This is a genomic window from Rhizobium sp. 007 (assembly GCF_015353075.1).
GTDB lineage: Bacteria > Pseudomonadota > Alphaproteobacteria > Rhizobiales > Rhizobiaceae > Rhizobium.
This window is the reverse complement of the sequence record NZ_CP064187.1, coordinates 507,996-531,290: the sequence shown is the minus strand read 5'-3', so window position 1 is coordinate 531,290 and position 23,295 is coordinate 507,996. Positions and strand designations below refer to the sequence as shown.

24 protein-coding genes are annotated in these 23,295 nt (G+C 60.7%); 13 read left to right on the top strand and 11 right to left on the bottom strand.

From position 1 onward, the window contains the following. Positions 1-132: 132 nt before the first annotated feature. Complete coding sequence (gene hisS / locus ISN39_RS02525) at positions 133-1,725, bottom strand: histidine--tRNA ligase (RefSeq protein WP_194729074.1); 1,593 nt, start codon at positions 1,723-1,725, stop codon at positions 133-135. A gap of 136 nt (positions 1,726-1,861) precedes the next feature. On the opposite strand from hisS, the gene ISN39_RS02520 reads away from it, so the two are divergent. The 3 genes from ISN39_RS02520 to ISN39_RS02510 all read left to right on the top strand — a co-directional run bounded on the left by ISN39_RS02520 (position 1,862) and on the right by ISN39_RS02510 (position 3,621). Next, positions 1,862-2,620 carry a hypothetical protein gene (locus tag ISN39_RS02520; RefSeq protein WP_194729073.1) on the top strand — a complete coding sequence of 253 codons (759 nt, stop codon included), beginning with the start codon at positions 1,862-1,864 and terminating at the stop codon, positions 2,618-2,620. Positions 2,621-2,781: 161 nt separating this feature from the next. After that, entirely contained in the window at positions 2,782-3,135 is a 354-nt protein-coding gene (locus ISN39_RS02515; protein ID WP_194730085.1) for a hypothetical protein, read from the top strand. 75 nt (positions 3,136-3,210) lie between these two features. Then, a complete protein-coding gene (locus ISN39_RS02510) occupies positions 3,211-3,621 on the top strand; it encodes a DUF305 domain-containing protein (protein ID WP_194729072.1) in 411 nt (136 codons plus the stop codon). Positions 3,622-3,705: 84 nt separating this feature from the next. Here ISN39_RS02510 and ISN39_RS02505 read toward each other — a convergent pair whose 3' ends face one another. Continuing rightward, the gene (locus ISN39_RS02505; protein ID WP_194729071.1) at positions 3,706-4,755 is read right to left on the bottom strand and encodes an aldo/keto reductase; all 1,050 of its coding nucleotides are present in this window, start codon (positions 4,753-4,755) and stop codon (positions 3,706-3,708) included. Between the two features lie 239 nt (positions 4,756-4,994). Here ISN39_RS02505 and ISN39_RS02500 point away from each other — a divergent pair, with 239 nt between their 5' ends. Next, positions 4,995-5,699, top strand: coding sequence for an HAD family hydrolase (locus ISN39_RS02500; protein WP_074066801.1), 705 nt, complete (start codon positions 4,995-4,997; stop codon positions 5,697-5,699). 1 nt (position 5,700) lies between these two features. On the opposite strand, the gene ISN39_RS02495 is transcribed toward ISN39_RS02500, so the two are convergent. Continuing rightward, positions 5,701-6,204, bottom strand: a complete 504-nt coding sequence (locus ISN39_RS02495) for a PPC domain-containing protein (RefSeq protein ID WP_239595355.1) — start codon at positions 6,202-6,204, stop codon at positions 5,701-5,703. Beyond that, on the bottom strand, positions 6,201-6,830 hold the full coding sequence (locus tag ISN39_RS02490) for a DNA-3-methyladenine glycosylase I (RefSeq protein ID WP_194729070.1): 630 nt from the start codon (positions 6,828-6,830) through the stop codon (positions 6,201-6,203). The genes ISN39_RS02495 and ISN39_RS02490 overlap by 4 nt, the downstream gene beginning before the upstream one ends. Before the next feature lie 210 nt (positions 6,831-7,040). Here ISN39_RS02490 and ISN39_RS02485 point away from each other — a divergent pair, with 210 nt between their 5' ends. Further along, the gene (locus tag ISN39_RS02485) at positions 7,041-7,775 is read left to right on the top strand and encodes a L,D-transpeptidase (protein WP_194729069.1); all 735 of its coding nucleotides are present in this window, start codon (positions 7,041-7,043) and stop codon (positions 7,773-7,775) included. Positions 7,776-7,913: 138 nt separating this feature from the next. After that, entirely contained in the window at positions 7,914-8,588 is a 675-nt protein-coding gene (locus ISN39_RS02480) for a L,D-transpeptidase (protein ID WP_194729068.1), read from the top strand. A gap of 95 nt (positions 8,589-8,683) precedes the next feature. Here the strand turns inward: ISN39_RS02480 and ISN39_RS02475 are convergent, their stop codons facing one another. The 4 genes from ISN39_RS02475 to ISN39_RS02460 form a co-directional block, all read right to left on the bottom strand. Continuing rightward, entirely contained in the window at positions 8,684-9,115 is a 432-nt protein-coding gene (locus ISN39_RS02475) for a hypothetical protein (RefSeq protein ID WP_194729067.1), read from the bottom strand. Positions 9,116-9,153: 38 nt separating this feature from the next. After that, the gene (gene glcF / locus ISN39_RS02470; protein ID WP_194729066.1) at positions 9,154-10,464 is read right to left on the bottom strand and encodes a glycolate oxidase subunit GlcF; all 1,311 of its coding nucleotides are present in this window, start codon (positions 10,462-10,464) and stop codon (positions 9,154-9,156) included. 213 nt (positions 10,465-10,677) lie between these two features. Then, a complete protein-coding gene (glcE, locus tag ISN39_RS02465) occupies positions 10,678-11,874 on the bottom strand; it encodes a glycolate oxidase subunit GlcE (RefSeq protein ID WP_194729065.1) in 1,197 nt (398 codons plus the stop codon). Continuing rightward, entirely contained in the window at positions 11,871-13,310 is a 1,440-nt protein-coding gene (locus ISN39_RS02460) for an FAD-linked oxidase C-terminal domain-containing protein (protein WP_194729064.1), read from the bottom strand. The genes glcE and ISN39_RS02460 overlap by 4 nt, the downstream gene beginning before the upstream one ends. A 136-nt stretch (positions 13,311-13,446) precedes the next feature. Here ISN39_RS02460 and ISN39_RS02455 point away from each other — a divergent pair, with 136 nt between their 5' ends. The 6 genes from ISN39_RS02455 (at position 13,447) to ISN39_RS02430 (ending at position 19,934) form a co-directional block, all read left to right on the top strand. Next, positions 13,447-14,343 carry a LysR family transcriptional regulator gene (locus ISN39_RS02455; RefSeq protein WP_194729063.1) on the top strand — a complete coding sequence of 299 codons (897 nt, stop codon included), beginning with the start codon at positions 13,447-13,449 and terminating at the stop codon, positions 14,341-14,343. 296 nt (positions 14,344-14,639) lie between these two features. Next, positions 14,640-15,152 carry an NUDIX hydrolase gene (locus ISN39_RS02450; RefSeq protein ID WP_194729062.1) on the top strand — a complete coding sequence of 171 codons (513 nt, stop codon included), beginning with the start codon at positions 14,640-14,642 and terminating at the stop codon, positions 15,150-15,152. A gap of 64 nt (positions 15,153-15,216) precedes the next feature. Beyond that, complete coding sequence (locus ISN39_RS02445) at positions 15,217-16,713, top strand: inorganic phosphate transporter (protein WP_194729061.1); 1,497 nt, start codon at positions 15,217-15,219, stop codon at positions 16,711-16,713. Positions 16,714-16,728: 15 nt separating this feature from the next. Beyond that, positions 16,729-17,466 (top strand): 16S rRNA (uracil(1498)-N(3))-methyltransferase, encoded by a 738-nt coding sequence (locus ISN39_RS02440; protein ID WP_074066790.1) that lies wholly within the window; start codon positions 16,729-16,731, stop codon positions 17,464-17,466. A gap of 148 nt (positions 17,467-17,614) precedes the next feature. Continuing rightward, positions 17,615-18,988 carry a glutamate--cysteine ligase gene (locus ISN39_RS02435; protein WP_194729060.1) on the top strand — a complete coding sequence of 458 codons (1,374 nt, stop codon included), beginning with the start codon at positions 17,615-17,617 and terminating at the stop codon, positions 18,986-18,988. An 85-nt stretch (positions 18,989-19,073) separates the two neighbouring features. Beyond that, positions 19,074-19,934 (top strand): DUF937 domain-containing protein, encoded by an 861-nt coding sequence (locus tag ISN39_RS02430; protein WP_194729059.1) that lies wholly within the window; start codon positions 19,074-19,076, stop codon positions 19,932-19,934. 87 nt (positions 19,935-20,021) lie between these two features. On the opposite strand, the gene ISN39_RS02425 is transcribed toward ISN39_RS02430, so the two are convergent. Continuing rightward, positions 20,022-20,321, bottom strand: coding sequence for a DUF1127 domain-containing protein (locus tag ISN39_RS02425; RefSeq protein WP_074066787.1), 300 nt, complete (start codon positions 20,319-20,321; stop codon positions 20,022-20,024). Between the two features lie 199 nt (positions 20,322-20,520). Here ISN39_RS02425 and ISN39_RS02420 point away from each other — a divergent pair, with 199 nt between their 5' ends. Then, positions 20,521-21,477: a LysR substrate-binding domain-containing protein gene (locus ISN39_RS02420; RefSeq protein ID WP_022717281.1), complete on the top strand. Its 957-nt coding sequence runs from the start codon at positions 20,521-20,523 to the stop codon at positions 21,475-21,477. Positions 21,478-21,480: 3 nt separating this feature from the next. Here ISN39_RS02420 and ISN39_RS02415 read toward each other — a convergent pair whose 3' ends face one another. Both ISN39_RS02415 and ISN39_RS02410 read right to left on the bottom strand, forming a co-directional pair. After that, the gene (locus ISN39_RS02415; RefSeq protein WP_194729058.1) at positions 21,481-22,110 is read right to left on the bottom strand and encodes a TetR family transcriptional regulator; all 630 of its coding nucleotides are present in this window, start codon (positions 22,108-22,110) and stop codon (positions 21,481-21,483) included. Positions 22,111-22,377: 267 nt separating this feature from the next. After that, a complete protein-coding gene (locus ISN39_RS02410; protein WP_194729057.1) occupies positions 22,378-23,250 on the bottom strand; it encodes a dienelactone hydrolase family protein in 873 nt (290 codons plus the stop codon). Positions 23,251-23,295: the final 45 nt, after the last annotated feature.

The window sequence follows — 23,295 nt, the reverse complement described above, 5'->3', positions numbered from 1 at the left end:
GGGAGAAGGACTAACCCGCGGCGATCGCCGAAAGAGATAAGCAGCGCGGTCGACCAAGCGAATGCTGCGTTGGGCAGGACGGCGGCGCTCAGGGGCCCTCCCCTTTGTGGGGAGGGGTTGGGGAGTGGAAAATCACCCATTGCCGCCCGCCCTCGCGCGATCCTCCGCCTGAGCCGCCAGGATTTCCTTCACCTTGGCCACCAGATCGGCCTCGGCGACGGTCTCCTGCGCCACGCGCGCCTCGCGCCAGCTGGCATTGTCCTCGATCTCACCGGACAAGCGCTTGCCTTCGATCAGGTCCTTGATCTGCGCGACGCCTTGGGCACGCTCATCGCCGCCCTGGATGATGGCGATTGGGCAGCCGCGGCGGTCGGCATATTTCAGCTGGTTGCCGAACTTCTTCCAGTTGCCCTGGAACATTTCGGCGCGGATGCCGGCGGCGCGCAGCGCTTGCGTCATGCGCTGGTAGCGGCCCAAAGCATCCATATCCTGGCCATCCATGACTGTGACGAGCACCGGTTCGATGACCTCGCTCTGGCCAAGCTTGCCGAGGTTCTTCAGCGCCGTCATCAGGCGCGAAACGCCGATCGAGAAGCCGGTTGCCGGAACCGGCTGGCCCATGAAGCGGGAGACGAGGCCGTCATAACGGCCACCGCCACCAACGGAGCCAAAGACAACCTTTTCGCCCTTTTCGTTGGTCACGTCGAAGAGCAGTTCGGCTTCGTAGACAGGGCCGGTGTAGTATTCGAGGCCGCGGACGACAGAGGGGTCGATCTTGATGCGATCTGGACCGTAGTCCGCTGCTTCAACCAATTGCCAAATCTGCTTTAGCTCAAGAACCCCTTCAATGCCTTTAGGAGAATCTTTGAAGTTGTTGTGAAGCGTGTCAAAAATAGCCCCTCCATCAATCTCGGCACTGGCCACCGGGTTTTGCACCATCGGATGTGAACCGAGTGCCGTTTCTGCCGTCTGCAAGATATTGATGAAATCAAGTAATCGATCAATCTGCTGCGAAGTCAGCCCCGCGCCCTTGGTGAAGTCACCGGATTCATCCTTGCGGCCTTCGCCGAGCAAAAGCCGCACGCCCTCAGGGCCGAACTTGTCGAGCTTGTCGATGGCGCGCAGCACGTTGAGGCGCTGGCCTGCCTTGTCCTCGTCGCCGAGACCGATCGCCTCCAGCACGCCATCCAGAACCTTGCGGTTGTTCACCCGGATAACATAATCCCCGCGCTTGATGCCGAGGGCTTCCAGCGTATCGGCCATCATCATGCACATTTCGGCATCGGCCTGAACACCTGGCGCGCCGACGGTGTCGGCGTCGAACTGCATGAACTGGCGGAAGCGGCCGGGGCCCGGCTTTTCATTGCGGAACACGTAGCCGGCGCGATAGGTGCGGTAGGGTAGCTGGATCTCGTTGAAATTCTCCGCGACATGGCGGGCGAGCGGCGCCGTCAGGTCGTAGCGCAGGCTCATCCACTGGTCGTCGTCGTCCTGCAGCGAGAAAACACCCTCGTTCGGACGGTCGCTGTCCGGCAGGAACTTGCCGAGCGCATCGGTATATTCCAAGAGCGGCGTTTCGACCGGATCGAAACCATAATGCTCGTAGACTTCGCGGATCTTCGCGGTCATCTCGTTGACGGCGCGGATATCGGCGGCCGAACGGTCGACGACGCCGCGCGGCAAGCGAGCCTTGAGCTTTTGTGGTTTCTTCTGCTTCTCGTTCATTTCCAACGCATTCCGCTCAATCGTGACAGTGGCGGTTTCCTAGCGGATTGGGAGGATAGCGGCAAGGGCGAAGGGACTTGAAGCGAAAGCCAGAATCGAAGATCGAAGGGCAGCCCACCGAATTGCGGGAACGACCATGATTATCGAGGCACTTCACTATCTCGCGACGTTGCCTGTCACGGGCAAGGCGAACCGCAGGTTCATCCGCTATTCCATCAACCTCTGGTCCCGCGCCAGGCGCTGTAGCCGGCCATGGGCGGAGCATGAGGAGAACAGCCGCACAGCCATCCTCTGCGCGATGGACGGTCTTCGCGAGACACGCACGGTCGTCGTGCTCGGCTCAGGCCTGCTTTGCGACGTGCCGATCAAGGAGCTTTCGAAGAGCTTCGATACGGTGGTTCTTGTCGATCTCGTGCACGTCGCGTCGGTGCGCCTTTGGCTGAAGACGAAGGGCTACCGCAATGTCCGGCTCATCGAGCGCGATCTCTCCGGTTATGATGATCTCGCGGCAGGGAAAGAGGTGGAGCCGCTCGGCTTCCTGCGGTCGGTGCCCTATCTCGATTTCGCGGTCTCGGCGAATCTGCTGTCGCAAATCGGCCGTGGCGTGAAACGGCGCTATGAGGCGGAAGAGCCGGGCAGGATGCCCGATGACAGCGTGGCTCGGCTGATCGACGCTCATCTTTCCAATCTGGCCGCCTTGCCCTGCCGAACCTGCCTTCTGACCGACATCTCCTACGCCGTCATCGACCGCTGCGGTAAAACTCACGAGGAGACCGACCTTTTACATGGCGTCTTGCCGCCTGCGGCCAACGCCAGCTGGTCATGGCCGGTCGCACCGATCGGCGAGGAAAGCGCTGACTACCAGATCGTCCACAAGGTCATTGCCGCCTACTGAATTAGACGTCTCCGACAATCCCGAATGGACCGAAGACGACTTCAAGGCGACTGGCAAGGGCTGGCGGGGCGCATCAACGAGGCGCTGCGCAAGGCGGCAAAGCTTTGAAATTCACACATGGGTCGCTTGGCTTCCTTGCCGGGCGTGCCTATCTTGATGGCATGCGTGTCTTCGCCATCACGACGATGCTTTTCGCCTGGCTGTTCTACAGCGCGATGTCCGCGCTGGCGGGCTGTCCTATGTGCGCGTCGATGCAACAGCCCGTCCTGGCCGAAACGCATCACGATATGGCCGGCATGGATACGGCCGGGCATGAGAGTGGCGCAGCCAAGGATCCCTGCGCAACAGGCGACACGGCTCATGTGGCCTTCTGCGCGGTATGTCTTATCGTGCCTCCGCCGCTCACGATCGATACAAGCGCGAAGTCTGTCTTCGCCTATCCTTCACCGGCCGCTGCACATGCGCTCGCCGATCTTCGCCCTGTACCGCAGGCACCACCTCCCCGCCTTGTCTGACAATACTTTCCGCATACCGATCGCGCGGTATCTGCCGCGCAAAAGCACTTATGTCAGACAGAGGAAGGAAGTCCCATGTCTCTGAAAATTCTTGCCCTTACCGCAGCCTTCGCCTTCGCCGCCCCAGCGCTTGTCCAGGAAGCGCTTGCCCAGGATAAGACGAACATGAATCAAGATATGCCGATGCATACGAATATGCAGATGGACATGAGCAAGCCGATGGGCGACCAGGGTCCTTCAAGCCAGGCCTTTGCCGAGGCGAACGCCAAGATGCACAAGGATATGGCGATTGAAATGACCGGCGATGCCGATGCAGATTTTGTCCGCAGCATGATCCCGCATCATCAGGGTGCGATCGACATGGCACAGATCGAGCTGCAATACGGCAAGGACGCGAACATCCGCAAACTCGCCGAAGCCGTCATCAAGGCTCAGGAAGCGGAGATCGCGGACATGAACGCCTGGCTGAAAGCCCACGGCAAGTAGGGCCATCAGTAAAACCCCCGAAGGCTGTTGTCCAACTTTCGGGGGTCAGTTCATTCCCGCACCGGCGTTTTCAGTTCGCCGTTCTCAGGCGTTCGGCTCAAACGGTTCCGGGCGGCGAGCGGCACCCTGGCGGGCCAGCATCCAGCCTGGATATTCCGGCGCCAGCGCACTGACCTCGTCGAGCTTCTGCATGTCGCCGGCATCGAGCTTCAGCTTGACAGCGGCAAGGTTCTGGTCGAGCTGATCGATGCGCTTCGCGCCGATGATGACGCTGGTCACGAACGGCTTTGCGAGGACATAAGCGAGCGCAACGGCTGCGACGTTGCTGCCGTGCTTCTCGGCAATTTCGCGCATGACGGCCACGCAGGCCCAGGCCTTGTCCTTGTCCACTGGCGGAAAGTCGAAATTGGCGCGGCGGCCTTCGCCGTTGCCAGGCGCACCGGGGCCAAACTTGCCGGAGAGCAGACCGCCGGCGAGCGGTGACCAGACCATCAGGCCGATCTTCTCCTCATTCATCAGCGGCACGATTTCCCGTTCGAGATCGCGGCCGGCGATCGAGTAGTAGGCCTGGACGGTTTCGAAGCGGGCGAAGCCGCGGCGCTCGGAAATGCCCAGCGCCTTGGCGATCCGCCACGCCTGCCAGTTGGAAACGCCGATATAGCGCACGAGACCACGCGAGATGAGATCGTCGAAAGCGCGCAGCGTCTCGTCGATCGGGGTGACGGGATCGGTTGCGTGGATCTGGTAGAGATCGATATGGTCCGTCTGCAGCCGCTTCAGACTAGCCTCGACGGAATCCATGATGTGACCGCGCGATGCGCCGCGATCGTTCGGCTTGTCACCCATCACGCCGTAAACCTTGGTGGCGATGACGACGTCCTTGCGCGGGACATCGAGGTTCTTCAGCGCCTGGCCGAGCAGCCTTTCGGACTCACCGGAGGAATATACATCGGCGGTGTCGATGAAATTGACGCCGGCAGCGAGCGAGCGCTCGACGATCTGGTCTGCCGCCTTCTGGTCCACATCGGCAATGGAACCCCATATGGTGCCGCTGACCGCCTCGCCGAAAGTCATGGTGCCGAGGCAGATTTCCGAGACGAAAAGTCCCGTATTTCCGAGTTGATTGTATCGCATGGAGAAATTTCCTTGTGTCGGCCGCAAGCGGCCGCTTGCGGACTGCTGAACGCTATTTTTTGATTATTGGCCTGCACGTGTCAGGCACAGCCGGGGCTGGCTGCAGGGTAGGCAATATTTTACCTAATGCCGATCCTCTGCTTTTCAACGCCGCTGCAACCTGCTGCGACGAAAAAGCAAAAGCCCTTGTCTCGACGCGGCCCATCAATAGATTGCTTCATGGATTGCAGGAGCTTGAGATGAGCACACATGCGCTGACGACAATCGGCTTCGATGCCGATGATACGCTCTGGCAGAACGAACAATATTACCGGCTGACCGAAGAGCACTTCAGGGAATTGCTCGCCGATTTCGCCGAGGGTCCGAAGATTTCGGAGCGCCTGCTGGAGGCCGAGAAGCGCAATCTCAGCCACTATGGCTTCGGCATAAAGGGCTTCACGCTGTCGATGATCGAGACGGCGATCGAAATCACCGAAGGCAAGGTGCCAACGAGCGTGATTGCCCAAATTCTCGATACGGGCCGCGATCTTCTGTCCCATCCGGTCGAGACCATGCCGCATGTGCGCGAGACGCTTGAAGCGCTGTCGGGAAATTACCTGCTCGTGCTGATCACCAAAGGCGACCTGTTCGACCAGGAACGCAAGCTCGCACAATCCGGCCTCGGCGATTTCTTCGATGCCGTCGAGATCGTCTCGGAGAAGACAGCAGTCACCTATCGCCGGATTTTCTCGAAGGTCGGCGACGGTCCGGAGCGGGCGATGATGGTCGGCAATTCACTGAAATCCGACATCGTGCCGGCGATTGCCGCCGGAAGCTACGGCGTCTTCGTGCCGCATGAAATGACTTGGGTTCTGGAGCACGTCGACGAACCGAAGGATGCGCCACGCTTTCGCAAGATCGCCCACCTTGGCGAGCTTGGCAGCTTGCTCGGCGCACTATCTTGATCTATTCGCCGGTGCCGGATTTCGAGGGTGCCGGCGGAAAGAGTGAAGGGCGCTCCGGCTCTTGCGGTGTGGCGGGCTGCGGCTCGCCGACTGGCTGCGGCTCGACCAGTAGCGTATAAGGCGCCCCGAGGCCACGGCGAGGCGAGACCTTGGAATAATAGGGCCGCAGAAACCACGTGGTGTTTTCCTTTACGGTCACATCTAGCGTCGTGCCATCCTCGTCCGTACCGAAGAAAGCTTCGTCATCCGTCTTCGAAAGGTCGAAGATCGCAAGAAAGGCGAATTGGCTCTTGGTCGTGAAGCTGATCTTCACGCGCTGACCGGCGCGCACCGGCAGAGTATAGACATCGCTGTTGCCGAACTTGGTCCAGCCTTTGATCTGCATGGTAACGGCCGGAAACTGCAACTTCTCGAGCTTTTCGCCAGGGTCGAGTTGCGGCGCCTGAGCAAATGCCGCCGTGGTGGACAACAGGACTGCCGCAGCGGTTCCGACCCACACTTTCACGGGCGTACCAATGCCGCGCGCATCGCCTCCACTTCGGCACGGCAGAAGCAGCCTTCGATATGATCGTTGACGAGACCCATTGCCTGCATGAAGGCATAAACTGTGGTCGGACCGACAAAGGTCCAGCCGCGCTTCTTCAAATCCTTCGATATCCTTACCGAAACCGGCGTCGTCGGATTGGCGGCAACATGCTGGCGGTCAACGAGGGCCGGACGTTCGTGGAGTTGCGGCTCATAGCTCCAGAAATAATGCGCGAGCGAGCCGAATTCGGCCCTCAAAGCGATCGCGTGCCGTGCATTGTTGATTGTCGAGGCGACCTTGCCACGATGGCGCACGATGCCGGCATCGGCAAGGCAGCGCTCGATATCCCGCTCGTCGAAGAGCGCAATCTTTTCGAAATCGAAGCCCGCAAAGGCGGCGCGGAAATTCTCGCGCTTGCGCAGGATCGTCAGCCAGGAGAGGCCGGACTGAAAACCCTCGAGGCAGATTTTCTCAAAGAGGCGGATATCGTCGGTGACCGGCCGGCCCCATTCCTCGTCGTGATAGCGCATGTAGTCGGGGAGATTCGCGTGCCAATGGCAGCGGCTCTTGCCGTCGTCGCCGGTGATGATACCCGATTCGCTCATTCTTCTCCGAAGCTCCTGCGCTCAGAATCCGGCTTTACCATTTAGAAACCTTGTTTCCAAACCGAAGAGTAACCCTGACGAAAAGTTTATTGCGGAGGCCAGCTTTTAATGAATCGATCTTTACCATTCGCTGGCGGGATGATGGCAGCATTCTGTCAGGCAGAAATGCCGCCCTCATGCATTCTCGGTCATTTGTAGAGAGTCCGTCCGATGATGAAATCCGTCTTGATTGCCGCCGGCCTGATCGGCCTTCTTGTCTCGCCGGCGCTCGGCGACGATCGCTATGCGAGCCGCCCGCCGGTCGTTCTCAGCCCCGATCTCACCGCGCCGTGGCTCAACCAGCTCGGTGGCGGCGTTCGTCCCGTCGTCTATCAGCGCCCGGCCGTGCAGTCGCGCGGCTTCTTCCAGCGCCGGTTCTTCCGCCGGGCACCGGCCGTGCAGCAGGTTGCGGCCGTTCGTCCCGGGGTACCGGTGATCCGCCATCAGATCGAGCCGCAATATCTGCCGCAGATGGTCGATTACGAAACCAAGGAAAAGCCGGGCACGATCGTCATCGACACCAACAACCGCTTTCTCTATCTCGTGATGGCACACGGCAAGGCCCGGCGATATGGCGTCGGCGTCGGCAAGCCGGGCTTCGAGTGGGCCGGCGCGCACAAGATCACCCGTAAGTCGGAATGGCCGGCTTGGACGCCGCCTTCCGACATGATCAGCCGCGAAGCCGCCAAGGGCCATTATCTGCCTGCGCGCATGGATGGCGGCCCGGAGAACCCGCTCGGCGCGCGCGCCATGTATCTCGGCTCGACGCTCTACCGCATCCACGGCACCAACGCACCCTGGACGATCGGCAGCGCCGTCTCATCCGGCTGCATCCGCCTGCGCAACGAAGACGTTGTCGACCTTTACGAACGCGTCAACGTGGGCACGCGGGTTATCGTCATGTAACGCCCGGATTTAGTTCCGCTCTGCAAGGACATCCGGGACCGGCATACTCGAAAAGTGCAATGGCGGCGGCAACTGATCTTGAATCAGGCTGAAGTTCAGGTAGCTTCAGCCCGATCTTGCTTTTGAGGGGAATCAATCATGCTGAAAGTCGCCTCCGGCCTTGTGGCCGCCGGCATTGCGTTTTCCGTCGCAATAATGCCCGCCGTTGCCCAACCAGCGACGCACGATGCTGCGCCGGTCGTCCGCGTCGCGCAGTCGAAGTTCGTCAAGCCGCAGTATAAGCGCAAACTCGTGCGGCTCGTGACCGACGAAGCACCGGGGACGATCATCGTCGATACCAACAACAAGTATCTCTACTTCGTCGAGTCGAAGAACCGCGCCACGCGCTACGGTATCGGTGTCGGCCGTGATGGCTTCGGATGGTCGGGCGTCGTCAAGGTCGGCCGCAAGGCAGAATGGCCGAGCTGGACGCCACCGGCCGAGATGCGCATCCGCGAAGCCCGCAAGGGCCATATCATTCCCGCCTTTCAGGAGGGCGGCGAGGACAATCCGCTCGGCGCACGCGCCATGTATCTCTACAAGGGCGGACGCGACACCATTTTCCGCATCCACGGCACCAATCAACCCTGGACGATCGGCCTCAACATGTCTTCCGGCTGCATCCGAATGATGAATAATGACGTCATCCATCTCTATTCGCGCGCGCCGGTCGGCACGAAGGTGATCGTCATCGGCCCCGGCAACAAGCAAGGCAACGTCGCCTACCAGGACAGGGGCATCGACGTGCTGCGCACTATCTTCGGCGGCGGCTGACGTCGCTGATTACTTGATAACGACGGGCGGCCTTGTGCCGCCCTTTTCATATTGACGTGAGGTAAGATTGTTGCGGCTGTTCAAGCTGTTACGGCTCACTTGGAGCCGCAGCTGACCTTGCCGCTGGCGGTGAACGGCTTTCCGTCGCCACTGACCATCAGTCCGTAGGTGCCCGAAAAATTCTTCCCCCGGCCCTCGGCAAGAATGACGAGGCTCAGTGACTGGTCTTTGGCGTCTTCGCTGCCATCATCGAAAATCTCGAGGCGGAGTTCACCGTCATTCGACCAGCGGTTCGTGAGTTTGCTGGAATCGAACACGCGTTTCCTGAAGGCCTCGGGAACCGAGTTGTTCTTGACGATCAGCGCGCCGCGGAAATGATTGAGCCTGTGGCCGGCCTCGTCCTGAAAGCCGCTTTCGATCGTGAACCGCGCGCTATTATCGTCCGTTGAGCAAAAGAAGCGGCTGTCGGCGTGAGCGGCCCCTGCCGCGCCAAGCAGACCTGCAAGCAATATGATTGTACGCCGCATAGCGCTGAACTCCGTGACCGGCCGAAAACCGGCCCGACTCACGCTAACGGAAAACCTCTTAATTTTTGCGGTATATCGCCGCCATAGGCCCAATCAAGCAGTTCAATCGTATGCAGAATTGGGATCGCTGTGCCGGTCGCGATCTGCGTGATGCAGCCGATATTTCCGGTTGCAATCACATCCGGCTTCGTCGCCTCAATATTCTTCACCTTGCGCACCTTCAGCGCCGCGGAGATATCCGGCTGCATGATGTTGTAGGTACCAGCCGAACCGCAACAGAGATGGCCTTCCGCCGGATCGCGCACCGTGAAGCCGGCCGCCTTCAGAAGTTGTTTCGGCGCCATGGTGATCTTTTGGCCGTGCTGCATGGAGCAGGCAGAATGATAGGTTACCGTCAGGCCCTTCGGCACATTGGCCGGCAGGTCGAGCGAGGCCAGGAATTCCGTTATGTCCTTCGCCAATGCCGCCACGCCTGTCGCCTTTTGTGAATAGGCGGGATCAAGACGGAGCATGTGGCCGTAATCCTTGATCGTGGTGCCGCAGCCGGAGGCGGTGATGATGATCGCGTCCAGACCACCCTTCTCGATCTCGCGCGTCCAGACATCGACGTTTGCCCGTGCGCTTGCAAGCGCCTGCTCCTCGCGGCCCATGTGATGCACCAGCGAGCCGCAGCAGACCTCGCCGGCGGGCGCTACCACCTCGATGCCAAGGCGGGTCAAAAGCCTGATCGCCGCCTCGTTGATCGCGGGATCGAGCACCGGCTGAGCGCAGCCTGTCAGAATCGCGACCCGGCCGCGCTTTTCCGCCTTCGCAGCATGGACCGCCGGCAGCGAGAAGGGCGACGGCGCCGGAATATGTTTCGGCGCAAGTGCCAGCATCGCGGCAAACGGCTTCAAGGCCGGCGCACGCATCAGGCCCTGGAGCGGCCTACCGATCTTCGCAAGCTTCAACGCCAGGCGGAAGCGGCCCGGATAGGGCAGCACCGCCGCGAGGATGGCGCGCGTCAACCGGTTCATGAAAGGACGTTTATAGGTCTTTTCGATATGGGCCCGGGCATGATCGACCAAATGCATGTAGTCGACGCCGGAGGGACACGTCGTCACGCAGGCCAGGCAGGAGAGACAGCGGTCGATATGTGTAACCACTTTGGCATCCGCGGCCCGGCCGTTTTCCAGCATATCCTTGATGAGATAAATGCGGCCGCGCGGGCTGTCGAGCTCGTTGCCGAGCGTCACATAGGTGGGACAGGTCGCGGTACAGAAACCACAATGCACGCATTTGCGCAGAATCTTCTCGGATTCGGCGACGTGCGGATCGGTTAGCTGCTCGGCAGTGAAGTTGGTTTGCATCAGGCAACTCCCGGCCGTGAGGAGGCATGCCCCCCTCTGTCCTTCCAGACATCTCCCCCACAAGGGGGAAGATCGGATGCGACGACCTTGCCGTCGAAGTTGGACCAGAGTGGAAAGAGCGCACGACATGCATTGCCAATCTCACACCTTGTGGGGGAGATGTCCCGTAGGGACACAGGGGGGTGCTGCCACAAGCGGATAACGGCCATCATATCACCCCATCTTTCCCTGATTGAGTATTCCCGCCGGATCGAACTTCTCCTTCACCCGCGCCGACAGCTGCGCGACGGCTTCGGGCTGCGGCTGGAACGCCGATACGGCAGCGCGCGCCGCGTCAGTTGCCCGGATCAGCGTAGCGTGGCCGCCGCCCAGCACCTTGATGAAACGTCGGATGAGCTGCGACTCCGGATCGGCCTCCATCCGCATCCAGATCAGGCCGCCTTGCCAATCATAGAACGCATCGACGCCAGCTTCGAGGCGGAGGGCGGCGACGAGCTGGTGGCCGATGGTCGGAGCGACGGAGATGCGCCAGACCGGGCGCATCGTTTCATCGACATAAGGAAGCACATCGCGTATTTCGCGCCAGAGCTGGCGGCTGGCGGGCTCGTCCAATCTCGCGACCGTGCCGAAGGCCGACGTCGCCGACGCCAGCTTTTCAGCGCGCGCTTCGACGGAGCCCGGCAGACCTTCGATCCTGAGAACGGTCGTCTCGCCCTCCGGCAGCTTGCCGCCGAGGAATTTCCAGGTGACGGTCAAGGGAAGGTGGGCTGCACCTGAGACCTCGACCGGCTGTGCCATCGCCGCGGCCATCGCAGCGGCTGCTTCCGCATCATTGAGGCCGGAGACGACGATTGTCTCTTCCGTTTTCGGCCGTGGTGGGACGCGGAAGGTGACTTCCGTCAGCAAGCCAAGCGTGCCGTGCGAACCGGCGAGAAGCTTGACGAGATCGAGGCCGGTGACATTCTTCATCACCCGCCCGCCCGCCTTGACGATCTCGCCCCTGCCGTTGACGAAGCGGATGCCGAGCAGGCTGTCGCGCGCCGCGCCTGCTACGAAGCGGCGAGGACCGGAGACGTTGGCGGCAAAGACACCGCCGATGGTCGGCTCGCCGGACGTGCCCATGACCGGGCGGTGGTCCATCGGCTCGAAAGCCAGCATCTGCCCGTTTTCCGCAAGCGCCGCCTCGACCTCTGCAAGCGGTGTTCCGGCGCGCGCGGTCAGGACCATCTCGCCGGGATTGTACGAGACGATGCCGGTCAGTCCGGTCGAACGCAACCGGTCCTTCGCCACAGCATTGCCGAAGCCCGAGCGGGTGTTGCCGCCACATATGGCAAGCGGCTTACCCGCGGCCGCGTGTTCACGAATGATCGAGGCTGCGGCCTCTTCCGTCTCCGGCAGAAAATCGGTCATACGGCGGCGCGCCCATCAAGCGGGAAGACCTTGGACGGATTGAGCAGCCAGCCCGGATCGAAGGCGGAGCGCACCGCCATCTGCTGAGCGAGATCCACGTCGGAAAATTGATGCCGCATCAGGTCACGCTTCTCGATGCCGACGCCATGTTCGCCGGTGAGACAGCCGCCGGCATCGACGCAGAGCTTCAGGATGTCGTTGCCGGCGGCCTCGGCTCGCGCTGCGTCCTGCGGATCGTTGGCATTGAAAAGGATCAACGGGTGCATGTTGCCGTCGCCAGCGTGAAAGACGTTCGCGACGCGCAGACCGTAGCGATCGACGATCTCCGACGTCTGTTTCAACACATAGGAAAGTTGGCTGAGCGGCACCGTGCCGTCCATGCAGATATAGTCCGCAATCCGCCCCGTGGCCCCGAATGCGGATTTGCGACCTTTCCATATCTGGGCCGCCTCCGTCGCCGACTGGCTCTCGCGAATGGATCTTACGCCATGACGGCGGGCGATCTCGACGATGTTTTTCAAAATGCCGTCCATCTCCGTCTCGGAGCCTTCGACCTCGACGATCAGCAGCGCACCGGCATCGAGCGGGTATCCCGCATGGGCAAAGGCCTCGCATATCTCGATCGCCGGCTTATCCATGAACTCGATCGCCACGGGAATGATGCCCGCCGCGATGATATCGGCGACGCAGGAGCCGGCTTCCTCGGAACTGTCGAAGCCGAAGAGCACAGGCCGCGCACCCTCGGGCTTCGCGATCAGGCGGACCGTCGCTTCGGTGACGATGCCGAGCTGTCCCTCGTGGCCGCAGACCAGACCCAGCAAGTCGTAGCCTCCCGCATCCAGCGCCTTGCCACCGAACTCGATCACCGTTCCATCCGTCAGCACCATCTTCACGCCGAGCAGGTTGTTGGTCGTGACGCCGTATTTCAGGCAGTGCGCACCGCCGGAATTCATGCCGATATTGCCGCCGATGGTGCAGGCCAGCTGCGAGCTGGGATCGGGCGCGTAGAAGAAACCATCCGCCGAGACCGATTCGGAAATATTGAGGTTCGTGACGCCCGCCTGGACGACGGCTGCCCGGTTTTGATAATCGATTTCCAGAATGCGGTTCATCTTCGAAAGGCCGATCACGACCGCATCCTCCTGCGGGATGGCACCGCCTGAGAGCGAGGTGCCCGCCCCGCGAGGCACGATCGGAATGCCGTAGCGATGGCAATATTTCATCACGGCTGCGACTTCGACGGTGGTGCTTGGCAATGCGACGGCAAGCGGCACCCGGCGATAGGCAACGAAGGCATCTGTTTCGAAGGGCACGAGCTCTCGCGCCTCGTGAATGAGACATTCGGGCGGCAGCAAGTCGACGAGATCGCCGACGATCTGGCGGCGGCGGGCCAGCACATCGGCGCGCGGAGCGAGAAAAGAGATGGCGTCAGACATGGCGCGCTTCCTTCGGACGAATGGCGGCGAAACCGGCGCGTCCTCCACGACAACCGGCTCGTTTGGCTTAGCACTTTCCCGAAACTGGCGCAAATGCTAGGCATTTATGCCAAAAGGGAAAAAGTCTAGAAGCAATATGACAAATCTGGGTGATCTCGAGATATTTGCCAAGGTCGTTTCGACCGGCAGCATGTCGCTTGCCGGGCGCCTGCTCGGCTTTTCGCCGGCCGTCGTTTCCAAGCGCATCAAACGACTGGAAGACAGGCTCGGCACACGTCTCTTGCAACGCACGACCCGCCAGATTTCGTTGACGGAGGCCGGCCAGGGTTTCTACGATCGCGTGCTCGCCATTCTCGCTGGGCTGGAGGAAGCGGAATATTACATCTCCGGCCGCTCGGCGCTGATGCACGGCACGCTAAAGATCTCGGCACCCACCTCATTCGGCCGCATGCATATTGCGCCGCATCTCAAGGCGTTCATGGACGCACACCCGGAGCTTGCGATCAACCTCGTGCTGACGGATGAATTAAGCGATATCGTCGGCGGCGGCTTCGACCTGGCAATCCGCATTGCCGAGCTCACCGATTCCAGCCTCGTCGCTCGAAGGCTCGCGCCGGTCCGGCGCCTGCTTTGTGCCGCGCCTTCCTATCTCAACATGCACGGGATGCCGCAAAGCATCGACGACCTGAAGAACCATCGCTGCCTGCCGGCGCACAACAACGACCTATGGCGCCTTGAAGGACCGGGCGGCGCGATGAGCCTGCGGCCGGAGGGCATGCTCGTCACCAATTCCAGCGAGGTGATCCGCGAGACGGTGATCGCGGGGCTCGGCATCGCGCTGCGCTCCACCTGGGATATCGGCGATGAACTCAAGAGCGGCAATCTCGTGCAGGTGCTGCCGGCCTATGAGGGCTCCCGCAACGTGGCGCTCTCCGCAGTATACCCCAGCCGGCAGTTTTTACCGGCCAAGGTTCGCCTGTTCATCGACTATCTCGCCGACCTCTACGGCCCGGTTCCCTACTGGGAACTTTAGGCATCGCACGAGAGTTGAGCAGCGCAAGACGCATAGTCACCCTATCTTGAAAGAATCCGGAGGAACAAATGTCCCCGGCATTGAATGAGACGTCAGTCGGGAGCATATTGAACAGCTGTGCAAGGACGCAATCAGAACACGATCTGACGGAATTCCGAAGCGGAACGGCAACGAATTTCCTTATTCGAAGTGTAGATCATGTCCTCTACCGTCAAACGGCGCATGGACCGTGCAAGATTTCCATGCGAAACTTATATTAGTGATTCCTGAGGCAGACTTAAAAGGTGACCCGACAATTGACGATTCTTGCCCGACTGGCTTCTGATGTGCAGCTGATGTTCCGTCGCCCGCCGCGACTGCAATATGCTGCCCTCTGTTACCGGGTGAAGAAGAAGACCAGTGAGGTCGAGGTTCTCTTGGTGACGAGCCGCGATACGGGCCGCTGGGTCATTCCTAAGGGCTGGCCGATGAATGGCAAGCGCTCCTATGAAGTTGCCGCCCGTGAGGCCCATGAGGAAGCGGGCGCGCGTGGCGCTGTCGAACACGAGCCGCTCGGCTCCTACACCTATCCGAAGATGCTGAAGGACGGACTGAAAGTAACCTGCAAGGTCCAGGTCTATGTGCTTGAGGTCACCGATGTCGCCAAGAACTTCAAGGAAAAGGGCGAACGTAGGATCGAGTGGGTAACCTGCGACGAGGCGGCCAAGCGCGTCAACGAGCCCGAGCTTCGCGATCTCTTCCTGCTCTTCAAGCGAAGGATGAGCGAGCGGCCTCAGGCAAGCTTGCCCAGGCAGATTCCAGCGGAATGATTCCTGCCTTCTTGCGCTGCTAGGATAAAGGGGCGCTAAAGCAGGATTTGACCCAAGGAACAGAATGCCCAGCCGAACTCCCGTTCTTACGAAACGAACGCTCGACAAGGACCTCGACAAAATCACCCATGCCGAGGACGCGGCGAAGTTCGTCGCGCGCAAGCTGGTCGCCCCGGGCCTCGGCCTGATCTTCCTCGGTGTGGCGATGCTATTTGCAGGCGCCTACGTCTTCGACCGGCAGGGCGCCGTTCTCGTCATCGCCGCTGCTGCGCTCGCTGCCTACATGGCCATGAACATCGGCGCCAACGACGTGACGAACAATGTCGGCGCCGCCGTCGGCGCGCGTGCCATGACGATGGCACAGGCACTCGTCATCGCGGCAGCCTTCGAGGTTCTCGGAGCAACAATCGCCGGCGGAGCGGTGGTCAGAACGATCTCGTCGAGCATCATCGATGCCGTACAGGTTCCCGAAGGCCTGCTTGCCTGGATCATGATGGCCGCGCTGATGGCTGCAGCGCTCTGGATCAATCTTGCGACCTGGCTGAACGCGCCGGTCTCGACGACACATGCGATCGTCGGCGCGGTGATCGGTGCCGGAATTGCCGCTGTCGGACCGGATCCCGTCAACTGGCGCGTCATGGTCGAGATTACCTCAAGCTGGATGACATCGCCTCTGATCGGCGGCGTGATCGCCGCTGGCCTGCTCTACCTCGTCAAGACCTTGATCATCTACCGTGACGACAAGATCGCGGCAGCACGGCGCTGGGTTCCGGCGCTGATTGCCATGATGACCGGCGGTTTTGCGGCTTATATGGTCTTGCAGCTCACGCCCGCCGGGCGATTTTCGTCACCGACAATCCTTGCATTCGGATTATCTGCCGGCCTCGTTGCCTGGGCAGCGTCAAGGCCGATCGTCGCACGGCAATCGCAAGGCCTCGAAAACCGCAACAGTTCGCTGCGCATTCTCTTCAAATTCCCGCTGATCGGCTCTGCAGCGCTGCTGTCCTTCGCACACGGCGCTAACGACGTTTCGAACGCCATCGGCCCGCTTTCGGCAATCGTGCGTTCGATATCGGGCCTTTCATCCGGCGGTAACGCGCCGCCACTCTGGGTGATGCTGATCGGTGCCCTCGGTATCTCCGTCGGTCTGCTGCTATTCGGCCCGCGCCTCATCCACCTTGTCGGCGAGCAGATCACCAAACTCAATCCGATGCGGGCCTATTGTGTCGCACTCTCGACGGCCTTCACCGTCATCGTCGCGTCCTGGTTCGGACTGCCGGTCAGCACGACGCACATCGCCGTTGGCGCCGTTTTCGGCGTCGGTTTCTTCCGCGAATGGTACACGCGCAATTCCAAGCGCCGCATCGAATATATGCGCAGCAAGGCCGAGGCCTGGGCGATCGACGAACCGGAAGAGCCGAACGTTCATGAGGCGCGCCGCCGCTATCTTGTGCGGCGCTCGCATTTCATGACCATCATTGCCGCCTGGATCATTACCGTGCCTGCGTCGGCGGCGCTTGCGGCGTTGCTCTATTGGGTTATGTTCGCCCTCTTCGTTTGATCGGGATTGTTTGAGATGCGCGCCAATTTCCGCATGCAGCGGCTTTTCGTCGATGCTTCCTTGTCGCCGGGCGCCGCGGTGGAGGCCAGTTCCGACCAGTACAATTATCTCGCCAATGTGCTGCGCATGACGGACGGCGCCGAAATCCTGGTATTCAACGGCCGAGACGGAGAATGGAAGGCGAGCCTTTCCTTTCCGACCCGCAAGCGCATCCTGCTGACGCCGACCGAGCAGACCCGGCCCCAGCCGGCTCCATCCGACCTGCACTATCTTTTTGCGCCGCTGAAGGTCGGCCGCCTGGACTACCTCGTGCAGAAGGCGGTCGAGATGGGCGCCGGCGTGCTGCAGCCAGTCATGACGCAACATGTGCAGGGCAAGATCACCAATCTCGATAAACTGAAGGCCAATGCTGTCGAGGCGGCAGAGCAATGCGGCATCCTCGCCATCCCGGAAGTTGCCGAGCCGGTGAAGCTCTTCGATCTGCTCGACAACTGGCCGCAAGAGCGGCGGATCATATTTTGCGACGAGGGCGATGCGGGGCAAAACCCGCTGCCACTGCTTTCGAAGATCGAGGAAAAGCAGCTTGCGCTTCTCGTCGGGCCGGAGGGCGGCTTTTCCGAGGAGGAGCGCGCGCGGCTGAGCGGCCTCGATTTTGTCACGGCCATCCCGCTCGGGCCGCGTATCCTGCGCGCCGACACGGCTGCGGTTGCGGCCATGGCGGTGATCCAGGCGGCGGTCGGCGACTGGAATTAACCTTCAAATCAGGCTCCGTTGAAACAGCCTGCTATTTTTTTGATGCGTCGTTGAAAGAATTTCACTTGCAACATACGTGAGACCGGCACTAATCACCCTTCCAATTGCCCGGCCTACCGGGCGTTCCCCAGAATACAGGTTACGTTGAATGGCTCGCGATACTACCGACCAGACACCGATTTCTTCGGTGCAGGAGCTGACCGATTACATTGCTGCGGGGAACAAGCCGAAGGAGCGCTTCCGCATCGGCACCGAGCATGAGAAGTTCGCCTTCTTCCGTGCGGACAACAACCCGGTTCCCTATGCCGGCGAAGCCAGCATCTCAGCCCTTCTGAAGGGCCTGCAGACAAAGAACGGCTGGGATCCGATCATGGACGGCGAAAATATCATCGGTCTTGCCGAGCAGCACGGTATGGGCGCGATCTCGATCGAGCCGGGCGGCCAATTCGAGCTTTCCGGTGCGCCGCTGGAAACGATCCACGAGACCTGCAGGGAATCCAATTCGCATCTCGCGACGCTGCGCGAAATCGCCGAGCCGATGGGCATCCGCTTCCTCGGCATCGGCGGCAGCCCGAAATGGACGCTCGCCGAGACGCCGCGCATGCCGAAATCCCGTTACGACATCATGACCCGCTACATGCCGAAGGTCGGCACCAAGGGCCTCGACATGATGTACCGCACCTGCACGATCCAGGTGAACCTCGACTTCTCCTCCGAAGCCGACATGCAGAAGAAGATGCGCGTGTCGATGAAGCTTCAGTCGCTGGCAACCGCGCTCTTCGCGTCCTCGCCCTTCACCGAAGGTCAGCCGAATGGCATGCTTTCCTGGCGTGGCGACATCTGGCGCGACACGGACAACCGGCGCTCCGGCCTGCTCGATTTCACCTTCCGCGACGACTTCGGCTTCCAGCACTACATGGAATGGGCGCTCGACGTGCCGATGTACTTCATCGTCCGCGACGGCCACTATCATGACTGTACCCACGTCACCTTCCGCCAGTTCATGAACGGCGCGCTGAAGGGCAAGGTCGCCGCGTGGGAGCCGACGATGGGCGACTGGACGAACCATCTTTCGACGCTCTTCCCCGACGTTCGCCTGAAGCGTTTCCTCGAGATGCGCGGTGCAGACGGCGGCCCGTGGCGCCGCATCTGTGCCCTGCCCGCCTTCTGGGTGGGCCTTCTATACGACGAAGCGGCGCTCGATGCGGCCGATCAGCTGACGAAGAACTGGACATTTGCCGAAGTCAGCGCGCTGCGCGATGCCGTTCCAACGGCCGGCCTGAAGGCCGAGTTCCGCGGCCACGCCCTTTATGAAACCGCCCGCGAGGTCATCGGTATTTCGAAGGCGGGTCTGAAGTCGCGCAACCGGCTGAACAAGGAAGGCCAGGATGAGAGCATCTTCCTATCGCCGCTCGACGAGGTGATGGCGAAAAAAGCCACGCTCGCCGAGGACCTGCTGGCGCGTTACAACGGCCGCTGGCAGCACTCCGTCGAGCCGGTCTTCGAGGAATATCAGTACTGAACCCTTCGGCAAAAAGCCGTTTGCGCATTCCGATTTCCGTTTATAGTGGCGATTCACAAGCACTAGAAAGCGGGGGAGGACTGTCATGTTGCCACTCTTCGACATGATGATGCAGGCGCAGAATGGCGCGGCGATGGACGCGATCTCCAAGCAGTTCAACCTTGCCCAGGAACAGGCGACCAAGGCGATGGCGGCGCTGATGCCCGCCTTTTCCGCCGGGCTGAAGCGCAGCACGAGCAATCCCTATGACTTCATGGGCCTGATGCAGGCGGTCGCATCCGGCAACTATGCCAAATATTTCGAGGACATGACGAAGGCCTTCACCCCGGAGGGCATTTCGGACGGCAACAATATCCTCGGCCAGCTTTTCGGCTCCAAGGAGGTTTCGCGCGCAGTCGCCGCACAGGCCGCGCAGATGACCGGCATCGGCCAGGAGATCTACAAGCAGATGCTGCCGGTGATGGCTGATACGCTGATGGGCGGGCTCTTCAAGCAAGCGACCGGACAGATGGCCTCGCCCGTCAACCCCTTCATCAATACCGCGATGGGCGAGACGATCCAGAAATGGCTGGAAAGCACCGGTTTTGCGCCAAAGCCGAAAACAGCACCCGAGCCGAGCATCTTCGACAATCCGTTCACGCAAGCGATGCAGCTGATGTTCAGCACGCCGCAGCCAGAATCCAAGAAGGCTCCCGCCAGCCCGTTCCTCGACAATCCTTTCGCCAAGGCCTTTCAGGACATGATGGGAAGCCTCAATCAGCCTGCGGCGCAAAAGGCGCCCGAGCCTCCGAAAGAAGAGGCCAAGGAGCAGGCGGAGAATTATCTGAAGATGCTCAACACCATGTTCGACAGCGGGCTTGAGGTCCAGAGGGGCTATCAGAAAAGCATGGAAGCGATCTTCGAGACATATCTGCCTAAGAAGGGCCAGCCTTCCTCCAAGATATAAAAAAACCCGGAGACGGCTTGGGAAAGCCGGTCACCGGGTCAAGCGGCAGGGCTATTGGCTATCACCCTGCGGGGAAACTGGCCGCTCCTAATCGACGTAGGAACGGAATATCGCGAGGCGCCAGCGGCGGCGCGCCGAGTTCGTCAGATGTGCCGACGGATCCTCGAAGAAGGTCGACGTCAACAGGGCGGCGGTAACGTCGGCCCGCGTCAGGCCGATATCCCGCAACTGATTGTCGTCGAGGTCATTCAGGCCGTTGATCGCTCTGCGATTGCGGAATGCGCGAAAGAGAGCCGTCAGCGGCGCAAGGGTTCCGCCGAGACGCTGGGAAAACGTCGCGGGCTGCTTGGCACAGTCGAGTTCTACTGTCTGGTCAATCATGCGCATCGAACTCTCCTTTCTTTCGGGCGCAACGGCCCACCCCTCCCGCGAGGTCGAGCGGGAAGGAGGGCTGAAACCTAGGCAGGACAGCAGGGTGTCTGTCCGTCACTTTGCTTGATTTGCATCTCGAAGATGCCAAAGACCTATTGATCAGTCCAACGAATGTTTCTAATGGTTATTATCAGCAATCGTTATAGGTGAGCCCATGTCCGCGCCTCTTGATATTGACCAGTTGCAGACTTTCATCGCCATCATAGATTCCGGCAGCTTCACCAAGGCGGCCGATCGCGTCTACAAGACGCAATCCGCCGTCTCGATGCAGATGCGCCGCCTCGAGGAACGAATCGGCAAGCAGCTCTTCATCAAGGACGGCCGCGGCAACCGACTGACGGTGGAGGGCGAGAAGCTTCTGAATTACGCCCGCCGTATCATCCGCCTCAACAACGAGGCAATCGCCGCTTTCGACGACAACCGTCTCGAAGGCATGCTGCGCATCGGCACGCCGGACGACTACGCCGACCGCTACATGCCGGAGATCATCGGCCGTTTCGCCAAGACCCATCCGAATGTGGAGCTTTACATCGTGTGCGAGCCTTCGGTGGATTTGGCAGAACGCATGCACAAGGGCGAGCTCGACATCGCGCTGGTGACGCATAACCCGCGGGAACGCATGTCCGACGTCGTCAGAACCGAGCCGCTCTGCTGGGTCGGCTCCGCCAACCACCCGATCCGTGACGACGCGCCTGTGCCGCTTGCTGTCGGACGCCGCGACTGCCAGTGGCGGCAACTAGCCTGTTCGGCGCTCGATGCCGTGGGCCGCGAGCATCAGATCCTCTTCACAAGCTGGTCATGCACGGTGGTTGCCGCTGCCGTGCTTGCCGGCATGGCGGTTTCGGTGATGCCGGAATCGGCATTGCGGACAGGCATGAAGGTTCTGAGCCAGGCTGACGGCTTCCCTGCCCTGCCGCCGGTGCAGATTGGCATCATGAAGCGTCCGGGAGTTTCAATCTCGCTGATGAATGCGATCACGGCGCATATCACCGCCTGCCTCGACAACATCACGCCTGCGGTGGTCGACGACAATCTGGAACCGGATGTGAAGACGGCCTATGCGCGGCAGTATCCGCGCCTGAAGGCCGCCAACATGGTACCCAGCTGGTAGGCTTCAGGCCGCCTCGGCGAAAAGCGAAGCGCGGATGACGTGTTTCCATTCGTCCAGCATCCTTTTTGCCAGCTTTTCTTCGCTCTTGACCGCGAGGCGGATCGACGCGCCGATCAGGTGGCTGAAAAGGTAAGTGCGCGCTTGCATATCGACTTCCGGCAGCTCCGGGGCGATGCGCTTTATCGCCTCGAGAAAAATTTCGGCCACGCGATTGCTGTGCTGGATGTTGAGCTGCAAGAGATCCTGATCGGTCTCCGTCCCCATCCAGACGCCGAGATAGGTGGCGTCGTTGCGGTATTCGTTATAGTACCAGTCGATCATCACCGAGATCAGATCCAGTGCTTCATCGAGGGACTGGACGTTGGAGAACATGACGGCCGTTTTCGCCTGGACTGCGGCCGCATGCCGGTCGAAGAGCGCTTTGACGATCGCCGCCTTTTCAGGGAAATATTGATAGACCGAGCCGATCGGCACCTTGGCGGCAGCGGCGAGCTCCGTCATGCGCATGGCGCTGACGCCCTTTTGCGCGATCAGCTCTGCGGCGGCGGCGAGGATCAGATCGAGTCTCTGGATGCTGCGTTCCTGCTTCGGCTTCCGGCGAAGGCCGATGCGATCCATACCCTGCGCGCTCATATCGTTCCCGTGAATTATCGTTGAGCGGCGGAAGATGGCTCAAACCGGCGCATCCGAGCGATATGGCATGCAGGTATTCATGCGCCGTAAATCGAAATGCTCGCATTTTAACAGACGCCAGAAGCATACGAAAATCGGGGTGATAAGCCCCGATTTGGTCGCTCAAAGCTGTGGATCAGTTAAGGCAGCCGCCGACTGTGCACGGATCGCATCGAGCCTGTGGCCGTGCTGTTTTTCAAGAGCACGAACGCGGCGGTTGCACCCTGATCAGGCCAGGCTCTTCTTCAAGAACTCGACGGTGCGGCTCCAGGCAAGATCAGCCGCCTTCTTGTCGTAGCGCGCCGAGGACGTGTCGTTGTTGAAGGCATGGTTGACGCCGTCATAGACGAAGATCTGGAAGCTCTTGCCGTTTGCTTCCAGTTCCTTCTTGTAGGCGTCGATGCCGGCATTGATGCGCTCGTCGAGACCGGCATAGTGCAGCATCAGCGCCGCCTTTATGTTCGGCACGCCAGCCTTCGGCTGCGCACCGTAATAGGCGACGCCTGCCTTCAGCTCCGGCGATTGCGTCGCGAAATTGTTGACGACCCCGCCACCCCAGCAAAAGCCGATGGCGCCGACATTGCCATTGGCGGAGGGAAGCGTCTTCAGGTATTTGAGGCTTGCTTCGGCATTCGCGACAGTTGCGGCCTGCTCAAGCTTGCCGAACATTTCCCGCGCCTGATCCTCGTTCTCCGGCGTACCGCCGAGCGGCGAGAGGAAATCCGGCGCCAGCGCCACGAAGCCTTCCAGCGCCATACGCCGGGCGACGTCGCGGATATGCGGGTTGAGGCCGCGATTTTCGTGAATGACGATAACGCTGCCGAGCTTTCCGGATGCCTCCTTCGGTTCGACCAGATAGCCCTTCATCTCGCCACTGCCGCCGGGATAAGTGACATCCTGCGCCTTCAGCTGCTCGTCGTTGGCCGGGACCATTTCCGCGCTCGCCTTTTTTGCCGCAAGCATCGGCGCGATGACGGCGGCAGCACCCGCCGACCCTGCAAGTTTCGTCAGCTTGTCCATGAAGCTGCGGCGGTCGAGCGTCAGATGCGTGTATTCGTCATAGGCGTTGATCATCGCCTGCGTGATTTCCGGCTTGTCCATGTGAACCTCCTCTTTTCCTCGCTGAGCCAAAGCCCGATGGGAGAA

What these genes read in the sequence shown, in the direction of transcription:
- ISN39_RS02475 (WP_194729067.1), bottom strand. Translation starts at nt 9,115, where the DNA reads ATGCGGCGTACAATCATATTGCTTGCAGGTCTGCTTGGCGCGGCAGGG.
- ISN39_RS02480 (WP_194729068.1), top strand. Translation starts at nt 7,914, where the DNA reads ATGCTGAAAGTCGCCTCCGGCCTTGTGGCCGCCGGCATTGCGTTTTCC.
- glcF (WP_194729066.1), bottom strand. Translation starts at nt 10,464, where the DNA reads ATGCAAACCAACTTCACTGCCGAGCAGCTAACCGATCCGCACGTCGCC.
- ISN39_RS02415 (WP_194729058.1), bottom strand. Translation starts at nt 22,110, where the DNA reads ATGAGCGCGCAGGGTATGGATCGCATCGGCCTTCGCCGGAAGCCGAAG.
- ISN39_RS02425 (WP_074066787.1), bottom strand. Translation starts at nt 20,321, where the DNA reads ATGCGCATGATTGACCAGACAGTAGAACTCGACTGTGCCAAGCAGCCC.
- ISN39_RS02430 (WP_194729059.1), top strand. Translation starts at nt 19,074, where the DNA reads ATGTTGCCACTCTTCGACATGATGATGCAGGCGCAGAATGGCGCGGCG.
- ISN39_RS02500 (WP_074066801.1), top strand. Translation starts at nt 4,995, where the DNA reads ATGAGCACACATGCGCTGACGACAATCGGCTTCGATGCCGATGATACG.
- ISN39_RS02515 (WP_194730085.1), top strand. Translation starts at nt 2,782, where the DNA reads ATGCGTGTCTTCGCCATCACGACGATGCTTTTCGCCTGGCTGTTCTAC.
- hisS (WP_194729074.1), bottom strand. Translation starts at nt 1,725, where the DNA reads ATGAACGAGAAGCAGAAGAAACCACAAAAGCTCAAGGCTCGCTTGCCG.
- ISN39_RS02445 (WP_194729061.1), top strand. Translation starts at nt 15,217, where the DNA reads ATGCCCAGCCGAACTCCCGTTCTTACGAAACGAACGCTCGACAAGGAC.
- ISN39_RS02435 (WP_194729060.1), top strand. Translation starts at nt 17,615, where the DNA reads ATGGCTCGCGATACTACCGACCAGACACCGATTTCTTCGGTGCAGGAG.
- ISN39_RS02485 (WP_194729069.1), top strand. Translation starts at nt 7,041, where the DNA reads ATGATGAAATCCGTCTTGATTGCCGCCGGCCTGATCGGCCTTCTTGTC.
- ISN39_RS02490 (WP_194729070.1), bottom strand. Translation starts at nt 6,830, where the DNA reads ATGAGCGAATCGGGTATCATCACCGGCGACGACGGCAAGAGCCGCTGC.
- ISN39_RS02520 (WP_194729073.1), top strand. Translation starts at nt 1,862, where the DNA reads ATGATTATCGAGGCACTTCACTATCTCGCGACGTTGCCTGTCACGGGC.
- ISN39_RS02440 (WP_074066790.1), top strand. Translation starts at nt 16,729, where the DNA reads ATGCGCGCCAATTTCCGCATGCAGCGGCTTTTCGTCGATGCTTCCTTG.
- ISN39_RS02505 (WP_194729071.1), bottom strand. Translation starts at nt 4,755, where the DNA reads ATGCGATACAATCAACTCGGAAATACGGGACTTTTCGTCTCGGAAATC.
- ISN39_RS02455 (WP_194729063.1), top strand. Translation starts at nt 13,447, where the DNA reads ATGACAAATCTGGGTGATCTCGAGATATTTGCCAAGGTCGTTTCGACC.
- ISN39_RS02510 (WP_194729072.1), top strand. Translation starts at nt 3,211, where the DNA reads ATGTCTCTGAAAATTCTTGCCCTTACCGCAGCCTTCGCCTTCGCCGCC.
- ISN39_RS02410 (WP_194729057.1), bottom strand. Translation starts at nt 23,250, where the DNA reads ATGGACAAGCCGGAAATCACGCAGGCGATGATCAACGCCTATGACGAA.
- ISN39_RS02460 (WP_194729064.1), bottom strand. Translation starts at nt 13,310, where the DNA reads ATGTCTGACGCCATCTCTTTTCTCGCTCCGCGCGCCGATGTGCTGGCC.
- glcE (WP_194729065.1), bottom strand. Translation starts at nt 11,874, where the DNA reads ATGACCGATTTTCTGCCGGAGACGGAAGAGGCCGCAGCCTCGATCATT.
- ISN39_RS02420 (WP_022717281.1), top strand. Translation starts at nt 20,521, where the DNA reads ATGTCCGCGCCTCTTGATATTGACCAGTTGCAGACTTTCATCGCCATC.